The sequence below is a fragment of the Photobacterium ganghwense genome (assembly GCF_017329545.1).
GTDB lineage: Bacteria > Pseudomonadota > Gammaproteobacteria > Enterobacterales > Vibrionaceae > Photobacterium > Photobacterium ganghwense.
The window spans coordinates 1828536-1840639 of sequence record NZ_CP071325.1; the positions used below are offsets into that span (position 1 = coordinate 1828536).

A 12104-nucleotide genomic window follows, 5' to 3' on the forward strand; every position below is an offset into this window, starting at 1 on the left:
CTGAATTAGGACAAACTATGCACCAGATTAACAATGCAAGTTTGCTCAGTGGACTGAGCGAACAGGGTTCTCACACCCTGACCATCACCAATCCGGCTACCGGCGAAGTACTGGGTCACGTGCCTACCGTTAGCGAATCCGCCTTACAGGACATGATTGAGGCCGCTCACCAGGGGCAAAAAGCTTGGGCAAAGACCACGGCCAAGCACCGTGCTCAGTGCCTGAACCGCTGGTTTCAGCTGATTCATGACAACCAGGACGATCTGGCACGCATCATGACGCTGGAGCAAGGTAAACCGCTGGCAGAAGCAAAAGGCGAAGTGGCCTACGGTGCCAGCTTTATCGAATGGTTTGCAGAAGAAGCCAAGCGTACTTATGGTGAGACCATTCCGGGTCATACCGCAGACCGCCGCCTGATGACCATCAAACAGCCAATCGGTGTTGCCTGTGCCATTACGCCGTGGAACTTCCCGATTGCGATGATCACGCGTAAAGCCGCCCCTGCGCTGGCAGCCGGCTGTAGCTTCATTGTCAAACCCTCAGAACTGACTCCCCTGTCTGCGCTGGCTATCACGGAACTTGCCTATCAGGCGGGAATTCCACGCGACATTCTGAAAGTGGTATGCAGTGATAACGCGCGCATGATCGGCCAGATCTTCACCGCCAGCCCGCTGATCCGCAAACTTTCTTTCACCGGCTCAACCCGGGTTGGCAAATTGCTGATGGAACAATGCGCAGACACCGTGAAACGCACATCAATGGAACTGGGTGGCAACGCGCCGTTCATCGTCTTTGATGACGCGGATATTCCGGCTGCTATTCAGGGAGCCATCGCATCTAAATTCCGCAATGCCGGACAGACCTGTGTATGCGCCAACCGCTTCTACGTTCACAGCCGCATTTACGACGATTTCGTGGCTCAGTTCCACGCCACAATCAACAAACTGGTGACCGGTAACGGACTGGATGAAGGCGTCACTATCGGGCCGGTTATCAACCAGGCCGCCAAAGACAAAGTCACCCACCTGATCAATCAGGCTTGCCAGCAAGGTGCGACCCAACTGGGTGAGCCAATTCCGGCAGACGGCCTGTTTGTTCCACCTCAGATTCTGGTCAATGTCGACCACCAGATGGACATCGTTCAGCAGGAGATCTTTGGCCCGGTTGCTCCGGTGATCAAATTCGACAGCGATGAAGCACTGATCGAGATGGCAAACGACACACCATACGGTCTGGCCGCTTACTTCTACAGCCAGAACATCAAGCGCATCTGGAAAGTCGCAGAAGCACTGGAATACGGCATGGTCGGTATTAACGAAGGCATTATTTCAACCGAAGTTGCTCCGTTTGGCGGAGTGAAAGAGTCCGGCATTGGCCGCGAAGGTGCCAAACAAGGCATCGATGAGTACATGGAAATCAAATATCTCTGCTTCGGCGGCATTAACGAATAAGGAAATGAACATGAAATCCAATCAGGAACTGCACAACCAAAGACAACAAGTGATCGCTCAAGGCATGGGTGCCGCGTATCCGCTGTACGTAGAGAAAGCCCTGAATGCCAAGGTATGGGATGTGGAAGGCAACGAGTATATCGACTTCGCCGCCGGTATCGCCGTGAACAATACCGGCCACTCCCACCCTCGCATTGTGGAAGCCGTAAAGCAGCAGCTGGATAAATTTTCCCACACTTGCGCCATGGTCACGCCGTACGCCTCATTTGTTGAGCTGGCTGACAAACTGACAACAGTGGCTCCTATTCAGGATGCTAAAGCGGTCTTTCTGACCACGGGTGCCGAGGCGGTTGAAAACGCGATTAAAATTGCTCGTGCCCACACCAAGCGCAGCGGCGTGATTGCTTTCAAAGGTGGTTTCCACGGCCGTACTAACCTGACCATGGGTTTGACTGGTAAAGTCGCACCATACAAAGCGGGCTTCGGACCGTTCCCGAACGAGATTTACCACGTGCCTTACCCAAATGCGTACCACGGTATTTCAATCGATGACAGCCTGCAGGCCATTGACGACCTGTTCAGCTGTGATATCGAACCAAGCCGTGTGGCAGCCATTATCTTTGAACCGGTTCAGGGTGAAGGCGGTTTTTACCAGGCGCCTCCTGCATTTGCTCAACGCATTCGCGCCCTGTGTGATCAGCACGGTATTGTCCTTATCGCCGATGAAATTCAAACGGGCTTTGCCCGTACCGGCAAGCTGTTCGCCACAGAATATCTGGGTATCGAACCTGACCTGATGACCATGGCAAAAGGTATCGCCGGTGGCTTCCCGCTGTCTGCGGTTGTCGGTAAAGCCGCGATCATGGATGCCGCGGGCCCGGGTGGTCTGGGCGGTACTTACGCCGGTTCACCACTGGGCTGTGTCGCAGGTCTTGAAGTGCTGAACATCATTGAAGAAGAGCAGCTGTGTAACAAAGCCCTGAATATTGGTGAAATTGCCAAAGCCCGTCTGGAAGCACTGCAACAGGACGTGCCAGCCATGGGTGATATCCGCGCACTGGGTGCCATGATTGCCATTGAATTTACTGACCCGGCAACCGGTAAGCCGCTGCCAGACCTGACGAAAGCCATTATCGGTCAGGCACAGCAAGCCGGCCTGATTCTGTTGTCCTGTGGTGTGAAAGGCAATGTCATTCGCCTGTTGCCACCGCTGACGATTGACAATGAAACACTGGAGCAGGGTCTGAACAAACTGGCTGAGGTACTGAAAGCCACAGCCTGATAACGTCTCACGATATCCCGAGATAAGACCAACACCGCCTGTCGGGGCCAGCCGACATGGCGGTGTTTTTTATTGCAAGCAAGCAAACGGAGCAACACCACCAAAAAAGAGCGATAAATGGCGGTTATGCTTTATCTGTCTTTCCGGCAGCATTGGCCAGTTTAGCCAACTGCTTATCAAGCCACAGCGGGGTTTTACCTGCGTCTTCCGCCGCTTCTTTACGTCGAATCGCATTTCGCACCAGCATGGCACCGGTCCATCGGAAAGGCTCTGGCGGGAAGTACCCTTTCGGTCCGGTTGTTAAACCGCACCGGCTCCATTCATTGTCCAGATCCAGTACCATCGCAGAGAGGATCTTTCCCCCCATCCAGGTCTGCACCACGCCATTACCGGAATATCCCAATCCGTAAATGATGTCCGAATTTTGTTTCATGCGCCCAAAAAACGGCATGCCCGTCACAGAACGATCTGAGGCCCCGGTCCAGGTGGCGACAAATTTCTCCGCTTTCAGCGTCGGAAAGAAGCGGTCAAATGCCCCACGCAACAAAGACTGGTAACGGCTGGGTTCATCAAAGACCGGGCTGATGCGGTTGGCAAACGAAAAATGGTTTCCGCCTTTCCCCAACATCAAACGGCCATCCGGCGTTGTCCGGTAGTAGTGCACAAATGTGCGGGAATCAACCACGGCTTTACCATCCTCCAGCCCGATTGACGCCAGTTTGTCCGGCATCGGTCGGGTAATCGCCATGTCGGATGAGACCAGTACCACACTGCGCCTGAACTCGGGAAACTGCTCTGTCATCCAGGCATTCAGCGCCAACACCACCTTGCGGGCATAAATCTCACCCTGGGGTGTTGAAATGGTCACCGGCACCTCAGTGTTGATACTCTCCATCGGGGTATTCTCGTAAATGATCACACCCAGCTCCTCCGCTACCCGCTTCAGGCCCCGCACCAACATCGCTGGTTGTACACTTCCGGCAGCGGGCGAATAGAAGCCTTCGCTGTGCAAATCGGAGCCGGCGGCTCGTTTGACTTTGTCGGCCTGCCACGCCTGCCAGCTGTTCAGCGCCTTCTCATCCAGCGCAGCCATCACCGAGGCCATGCTGCCTTCCTGAGCCGGACTGGTTGCGGTGTACAAGGCGCCATGGCGACGCAGTTGCGCATCTATGTTGTGGGCCTGACAGAATGCTTCCAATTCATAAACGGCCTGCTCCGAGGCCGCAACCAGACGGGCCGCTTCTTCTTCACCGTACAGCTTTTTCATCGACAGGTACTTTGTTGACCAGGTCAGCATACAGCCACCGTTTCTCCCGGAGGCTCCGCTTCCGCACAATCCCTTGTCGATAATCACAACATCCAGATCTGGCTGCTGCTGTTTGATATTGATTGCCGTCCACAATCCAGTGTACCCGCCTCCGACGATACAGATATCGGTCTGAATATCGCTGGTTAAAACGTTCGGTTGAGCGCCCTGCTCCTGCTTCATTGCCTGTGCAAACCAGAAAGGTTGGCTGGCAGTCCCGTTGTGTTGCTTGTCCTTTGCCATGTAGTGTTGTTATCCCGCTCAGCTGTTGTCAGAACTAGAATGACGATAGTAAATTGGTATAGACCAAATTTGTTAAAGGCACTCTAGCGACCAACTGTGAACGCTTAATGACAATCCTTCACAAACAGCGTATAACTGAAAACACCAGCCAGTTACTTTTCCTTTGATGCGATACTTAGCAACACCAAGGGCAAAAAAGTGATACGGGCTGAAAAAGTACTGGCGTATTTTATTTTTTCTTCTTAGAATGCGCCCGCTTTGGGGAGTAGTCACCTTAGTTCGTCTGTCGTCATCTCGAAGCCAACGCTTCCGGCAGCCGAGGGTGGAACCACCATCCTGACGAGACCAACGCCATTGAACTGACACAACTGTGTCTGTGTTTTCATGCGCGAAAGGTCTTGGCACGTCTCATCATCCCGCCCCTTTCGCGCACCTGTGAAAGGAGATTTTCATGAGTCTTATCAGCTACGAAGGGTTTGCCCTGCTGACATTGTGTATGTTGGCGCTCGATTTATACCAAACCCGAAATGGCCAGGTCACGATCAAAAAAGCCACCATCTGGAGCTTGTTCTGGGTCGGGCTGGCACTGATTTTCAACGTGGTGATTTATTTCTACTGGCCGATGATGGCGCCGGACAGCAGCTATACCAATGGTGAAGCCGCGACCGCGTTCCTGACCGGCTACCTGCTTGAAAAATCCCTGAGTGTCGATAACTTGTTTGTCTTCGCCCTGATCTTCAGCCAGTTTGCGGTACCGGAAGCGATTCGCCCTCGGGTACTGATGCTAGGGGTCGTCGGGGCACTGGTGCTTCGCGCGATCATGATTGGTGTCGGGGCTGAGTTGCTGACTCAGTTCCACTGGATTCTGTACGTGTTCGCTGCATTCCTGCTCTACACCGGTTACAAACTGTGGCGGGAAGACGAAGAAGAGGATCAGGATTTTTCAACGTCACTGCCGGTCCGGCTGGTTAAACGTTGCTTCCGGGTCAGCGACAGCTATCAAGGCCACCGATTCCTGGTTAAAGACAGTCAAGGCTGGATGGCAACACCGCTGTTTATCGTGATCGCGGTGATCGCGATGACAGACGTCATGTTCGCCCTTGATTCAATACCGGCGATTTTTGCTGTCACCAAAGAGCCGTTTCTGGTACTGACTGCGAACGTCTTTGCCCTGTTGGGTCTGCGCTCGCTGTACTTTGTGCTGGAAGGCATGCTCAGCCGGTTCTGCTACCTGCGCCCGGCTCTGGCATTCATTCTGAGCTTCATCGGGGTGAAAATGCTACTGATGGAAACGCCGTACGCCATCCCGACCCTTGTGTCTCTAGGGGTAATCGTGGTGACTATCACCGTCGCGATTGTCGCGTCGTTACGTAAAACCCGACGTATTGAAGCGCCTGAATCCAACTAAAGTCCGTGAGCACCCGTTACACTCTTGAGCGAATAGCGGCATGCTGAGTAACGGGAAACCCAAAAAAACGGGGGCAACTGCATGGCAAGCCAGAAAACAGAAAAACTGCCCCATGATACAAAGACAGAAGAGCCCTGCATTTGCAGGGCTCTTTTTCGTTGACGGCCATCGGTCAAGCGTGGCTGACTATCACAGAGACTGACACGATCACTGGGTATAACGATAGTTCTTCATTGTCGAGAACACAGGATCAGCCGGCTCATCCGTCGGCCGGTCATAGCCATAGATATCTTCCCGCATCTGCAACTGATCATTATCATCAACCCATGCCGTCAGATAGGTCATGTCTACATCAATTCTTCGCGGCAAGCTGATAGTATCCGTGGAACTGCCCGCCACCAGCTTATCGTAACTGCGCCAGCTTGGCCGCTGCTGGTAATCAATGATAAACCGGGCCAGATCCGCCGCTTTTTCAACCCGAACACACCCCGAACTCAGATTACGTTTAGAGCGGTTGAACAACCCTCTCGCCGGGGTATCATGCAGGTAAATCGCGTAGTCGTTAGGCATGAGGAATTTCACATTCCCCAGTGAATTTGTCGGCCCCGGCCCCTGCATAAACTCATACGGAAAAGTTTCTGGGGTGACGCTTGCCCACTCGATCTGATCCGGTGAGATCTCGCTGCGATCCCGCCAACTGCGGATGATCTTCAGATCTTTCTTCCGCAGATAATCCGTTGATGCTTTCGCTTTAGGAATCACATCTTTTTTCTTGATGGTTTCCGGCACATTCCAGTTCGGATTGACCACCATGACATTCAGCGCCGATGAAAACAGGTTTGTCGGACGGGAATTACGCCCGACGATCACTTTCGACTCGAACACAATTTGATCGTGGTAAGCGATTTCCATACGGTAGTCCGGGATGTTAATCCGGATACTCGGCCGGTTTTCCCCGCTGGCGACCAGTTGACTGCGGTGCAGGTTCAGCGCCAACACGCGCGCAACTTCACTATACGGCAGCGCCAGTTGTTTCGCTGTCGCCGGGCCAATAACACCGTCATCTGCCATGCCGTTGCGGTGCTGGAACCGGCGAATCGCCTGATTCACTTCACCGTCATTGAGAATTTGACGACTTGCACGATAATGGTCAGCCACCTCACTGCTCATATCCCCATACGCAACCAACACATCCAGCATTTCATGGCCTAGAGGGATCACCTGCCCTTTTTTCACCAGCACCCGCCCCTTAGGCGTATAGTGGTGAGCCGGTAAGCGTTGGTACTTCTCGGCCATTCGAACAACACGTGACATTTGCTCTGTTAGCGTCGGGCGACCCTGCAATTCATTCAGCAGCGTTGATTCATTAATACCCGAGGTGATCACCGAGACTGGCAGTGTCGTCAGTGCAGAGCGCTCAATGGGCAGTAACGACTGATGGCGGAACAGACGACTGGGTTGGGCTTTCAGTTGACGGATAAACGCCTGATACACCAGATAGCTGTCGGTCGCTAAAATATCAAAGCCCCGTTGATCATTGTCATGCTCACGCTCTTTAAGCTCTTTCACACGCTGCTCGATACCCGGCGCAAGACCTGCGTAACCCAAAGCTGTCAGACGCAGAAACAGTGCATCACGTAACGCTTTCGTGTTCCAAAGCGGCATGTAGCCATTGATGTCATAAATACGATTAACCGGCCCGGCAAAGCACACTTGTGCCGCCGAATGCGGGCACAACGCCGCCACGCTGTCGAGTGGCTTCGCACCCAGAAGACTGAAATCCAGCCCTTTGTGACTGGCCGTCGTCGACCGTGAAGCGTCACTCGCTGCGGGCGGGTTTTCCGGCGTCGTCTGTCGGCTGACAGCAGCACGCACCGGCGATGATATCACCGGGCCACTGTCAGTAGATGGAACAAGTTTTATTTGTCCCGGAACAGTCGTCACGGAGGAGACAACATAAGAAGTGCCGGACGTACGTTCAGAAACAGACTCGAGAGAATGCGCCTGTTGCGCATAACCACCTATCACAAGTGCTAACAAACTTAGTGCGGTTGGTCGGTGTCGGTAGCAAGACATCACTGGTACCCTGAGCTAAACAATGCTTTTTAATGCTCAATCCTTGAGGGAGTTATTGTAATCAATCATCCTGATTGTGATTTACTTCTCATTATATTTAGTCAAATTTTTGACATCATGACAAGTAAATAGTCATGATTATCACCAACATTATGAGACACAACGCATATATTATCATCTCGTTGCACTCAATCTTTCATGGGGATAAACCAATTCGTGATCAAAACCGTTGGATTTCAGATATAGAAAACAGTGATTGTATTTTTTTCACTTCAGGATTTGATGAATATAACTCTCAGCTAAACGAAATAATCAAGAACCCCGTCGCTATCACGCAGCAAACTTTAGATACAAATTGGGTAAACATTGAGAAAACAGTCCAGCAAAAATAATCAGAATAATGGCTGAAGAAAAATTTGAAACAACTTGAGACAAGATGACGAAAAAATGGGAATAAGATCTGTCAGATAAATGATGGAGGCTGCCCCCCATCATTAAATCACCCTACTTGACATGTTCATTTAGCAGAATGTGAAGTCAGCCTGCGTTAGTCAAAATCACTGTATAGCTTCGGTACCGCTGGTGGAAACTCAATAGGCTGCCAGCGATCATTGAAGGTATATTTGGCATAGAACATAAAATGGTTCGGCGTGTAAAAATCTGACCGTTGCAAATCAAAGGATGCCCCAAGATACCAACGTTCACTGACTCGTTTTTCTAAAGCAGCTTGCAGCGAGTAACCAAAACCACCTCCGGTATCTGACTGACCACTGGATAGATAAGGCGCATCTTCCTGCGTCCAGGAGTTCGATACCGAGCCACTGATCAAGTACGACCAGGTATTGTCATAACGACCATAGTAATTAACCGGCAAAGAGATAGAAAAATAGCTTTGCGGACTGTAATAACCACCATGCAGTAACGAATACTCGCTGAGATTTTTGTCATAGCTGAGATACATCAGGTTAGTCCCGACACTCAGGCGACGATCATCGGTAGCGATAAGCTTATAATATGCCCCTCCCAGCAGCCCCAGGCGCGTGTTGTCGGCCACCTTTTCACCATTCATAAAATGGAACTGCGCACTACTCCAGAACCCGTAAGATCCGCCGTCGTCCCAACTGGCATTGAATTTCACGCCGGTTCGTACAACACCGCCCCATTCTGTGCCGGCTGGGTCTGAAGCCTCTGAAGGGACCGTCATTCCCGCATAAGAGAGCGTACTACTGGTCTCCGGACGGCGCGATACCGTTGCCGTCCAGCCAATATCTCCGAGATCACCATCCACACTTAGACCGCCCACCCAGGTCGAATGATTAAAACCTAACGGGGTCGTGCCTATGTCAGCTCGCCAGTTTTCGGCTTCCCAGCCAACTCCCAGCGCCATACCGGATGCCTTGTTACGGAATCTGGTGATATCTTTGTCAGTATTTTTGTCGTAATAGCCCAGCTCACCGGAATCGACAGAGATATAATCCGCTCTCAGTAGAAGATGCCCCTCCCATTGGGTAACCGGAATACGTGCTTCAATGGGTATCTGACTGGATTTATTTTCACCGTCACGGGCGCTGTAATCCCAACCAATCAGAATATGGCCGTCAGTACGATCACGAAGCTTATCAATATCCGTTTTAACGTTTCGGGTTAACCAGTAATCGTCTGCTGTGTCGTAAAGCTCCCTGGGCGTTGGTGTTTCAGACTTAGCCACTGCGGTGTCTTTGCGTTTTTCGATACGATCGCTGTTTAATGCCTGATAGGCCCGCATTTCAGCCAGGTTCCACTGCTGATTGTCCATGGCAATGGCCATACTGTCGCGATAGTCCATGGCATCAGCGTCCGACCGACTATCCAGCAATGCGTTAAATTCACTGGCTTTTTGTTGATAACCCACTCGATGTAGCACTGTCGCAGCAGCCATAAGCTGACGCGCACTAAGTGAATGGCGCTTAGCATCTAAAGCCGCCACCAAATTCGGATAGCGCGCTTTATCACCTAACTCTGCGGCAGCCAGAAGCATACCTATCTGGCCCTGAGTCTGATATGGCTCTTGCTCCGATGACGCTTTTTCGTAGCCGTCAAAGGCACGTTTTGCATCGTGACGGGCCAAAAGAATATCGGCCTCTGCCAACCAACGTCGGGTTTGGAGAGCATCCAGTTCCCTCAATTCAGAGGCTGATAGTTTGTCGGAAACTGAACGTTTTCCTGTCGTGAGCTGAGGGGACAGAGTGTTGTACCAGCGATCAAAATCGGCAAAATGCATGAGACTGACCATCAGCCCGCCATACGCCAAATGCGCATCAGCGTCCCAGCTACCGGAAGGCTGTAACGTTCGGTATATACGTTCCGCCTCTTGCGGATGCCCTACATCTACCCATGCATTCGCGATACGAGAAAGAGGCTGAACCTGACCCGCAAACTGTTTCTCCAGACGATGAAGTGTCTCTCTGACCGCTGACGGGGAGATCGCATACTGCTTATGAAGATCAGTAAGATCACGGTTCAGTTGCAACCGGATCAGATTGCGCTGCATCGACTCAGTACGGTTGTTTACCGGCACACGTTCCAGTGCCGCGATGGCCGCATCCGGCTGCTCGGTATCCGCGAGATACAAGGCATACGCAAACTGCATTTCAGGATCCGCAGTCTCGGCCGCCCATCGCTTCATCTGTGCATCAGCCCGGGATCGCTCGCCCAGAGACAGCAGCACATTGGCGATATCCAGACGTAACCACGGTGACGTTGGATTAACCTCAATCAACGCTGCCAGATATTTCTCTGTCCCGGCTCTGTCATCATTCGCCATGGCTGTACGCAAATTGCGCAAAATAGTGTCCGACTGAATAGCCGCCATTTTATCGGCAACCACAGATTGTTGCGCCGGAGTATAGCGTTGCGCCAGTTTCAGAGCTCCAACAGCATCATCCTGCTCTAACAGCACATCAAGACGACCACGAAGCGCTGAGCCATTGAGCTTATCCCGCTCAAGTGCCATACGGTAATACCTGTCCGCGGCAGCGTACTTACCTTGCTGAAGGTATAACGCACCCAGCGATGTAAACGCGTAAGGCCCGCTTTGATCGATGGTGATGGCGCTTTTATAGCGCTGCTCAGCCTTGGAAAAATTGCCCCGCGCAGCAAACTTGTCCCCGTCGTCCAGATAGGTCCAGTAACTCGACGTCTGAACCAGGTTCTCCCATTTGGACTGCGTATCCGGGTTGGTATTCAGCGCCAGCGCCTGCTTGAAATAATTGAGCGCTTGCTTTTGATTGCCCGCTCTCAGGTAAACCAACCCCAGCCCGCCAAGAATGTCAGGGTCTTGAGGTCGTGTCGATAAAGCGTAACGTAACTGTTTTTCCGCCTGCGCGTTTTTCCCTTCATCCAGCAGCTTCAAGCCTCTCAGCTTAGCGAGATAAGTCGGATCTTTCCTCAGCTCCTGCTCGATTTCCCATCGCTTAGCCGCTCCCTGACTGGCTCGCTGAAGATCCATGTCCGAAGGAAAATAACTGGCAAGCAAAGAGTATTGCTTAACGACGTCGGCCGAGATAGGAACGATATCCAAAGCCCTCATCCATGAATTACGGACAGTCGTTCCCAATCCCGGGGTAAAGGCAAGCTGACGATAAGTGTTCAGCACCCAGGGATCCGCCGGGTTTTCTTTCATAATATGATTGGCCAGTGCCAGCTGATATTGCGGCACTCCCGGGTAATCAGCATTCAGGCGTTCCAGCCCGCGTTTAACGTCCGCCCAGCGACTGCTCAGATTGCCTTCCAGCTGGAGGTATTCCAGCTGCAATGCCGGTGACGGCATTCCTTGGGGAAACAGTGTGTTATACGCGGAAAGCGCTTCCTGATAACGACCTGATTTCGCCAGTAAGCGGGCATGTTGATAGGCCAGCCTGTCTTTACCGCGAAGGGCCAGAATGACGCCTAACGCCTGAGTGTGGCTTGAGCGAGGCGCTGATTTTTTCAGACGCTCATAAACCTGCTGGGCCAGTTCGGGTTGTTGCCTTTTCAGGTACATATTGGCTTCATAATAAAGCCCGGCAGGATGATTCTCTTCAATGGCGAATAATCGTTCCAGCGTGCTTTCGACAATATCATCCCGTCCGACCGCATCCGCCAGCTTAAGCTGATTCAACAACCACTCCACCGAGTTAACCCGAGGCACAGCCGTCGCAAACTGCGCTGGCTGTACCGGCTGATACACCGCCTCAAGTTGAGCCTTGGTTAAAGGTGCCGTCGAAATCTGCTGGATACCGGCGTGTGCGCTCAGGGAGGAAAAAAGGCTACTTACCCCCAAAGCAACAGGCATCAGATGCGTTACACTTATTTTTACGG

Annotated in this window: 6 protein-coding genes; 3 read left to right on the forward strand and 3 right to left on the reverse strand. The window is 52.1% G+C overall.

Annotated elements, in window-relative coordinates:
- Positions 1 to 17: 17 nt before the first annotated feature.
- Both FH974_RS08465 and gabT read left to right on the forward strand, forming a co-directional pair.
- A complete protein-coding gene (locus FH974_RS08465) occupies positions 18 to 1451 on the forward strand; it encodes an NAD-dependent succinate-semialdehyde dehydrogenase (protein ID WP_047885489.1) in 1434 nt (477 codons plus the stop codon).
- A 10-nt stretch (positions 1452 to 1461) separates the two neighbouring features.
- Positions 1462 to 2733: a 4-aminobutyrate--2-oxoglutarate transaminase gene (gabT, locus tag FH974_RS08470; RefSeq protein WP_047885490.1), complete on the forward strand. Its 1272-nt coding sequence runs from the start codon at positions 1462 to 1464 to the stop codon at positions 2731 to 2733.
- A 124-nt stretch (positions 2734 to 2857) separates the two neighbouring features.
- On the opposite strand, the gene FH974_RS08475 is transcribed toward gabT, so the two are convergent.
- Complete coding sequence (locus FH974_RS08475; RefSeq protein WP_047885491.1) at positions 2858 to 4282, reverse strand: FAD-dependent oxidoreductase; 1425 nt, start codon at positions 4280 to 4282, stop codon at positions 2858 to 2860.
- 451 nt (positions 4283 to 4733) lie between these two features.
- On the opposite strand from FH974_RS08475, the gene FH974_RS08480 reads away from it, so the two are divergent.
- Positions 4734 to 5690: a TerC family protein gene (locus tag FH974_RS08480; protein ID WP_047885492.1), complete on the forward strand. Its 957-nt coding sequence runs from the start codon at positions 4734 to 4736 to the stop codon at positions 5688 to 5690.
- A gap of 207 nt (positions 5691 to 5897) precedes the next feature.
- On the opposite strand, the gene FH974_RS08485 is transcribed toward FH974_RS08480, so the two are convergent.
- Together FH974_RS08485 and FH974_RS08490 are read right to left on the reverse strand one after the other, a co-directional pair.
- The gene (locus tag FH974_RS08485; RefSeq protein ID WP_084712566.1) at positions 5898 to 7766 is read right to left on the reverse strand and encodes a L,D-transpeptidase family protein; all 1869 of its coding nucleotides are present in this window, start codon (positions 7764 to 7766) and stop codon (positions 5898 to 5900) included.
- A gap of 547 nt (positions 7767 to 8313) precedes the next feature.
- Positions 8314 to 12078 carry a cellulose synthase subunit BcsC-related outer membrane protein gene (locus FH974_RS08490; protein ID WP_047885702.1) on the reverse strand — a complete coding sequence of 1255 codons (3765 nt, stop codon included), beginning with the start codon at positions 12076 to 12078 and terminating at the stop codon, positions 8314 to 8316.
- Positions 12079 to 12104: the final 26 nt, after the last annotated feature.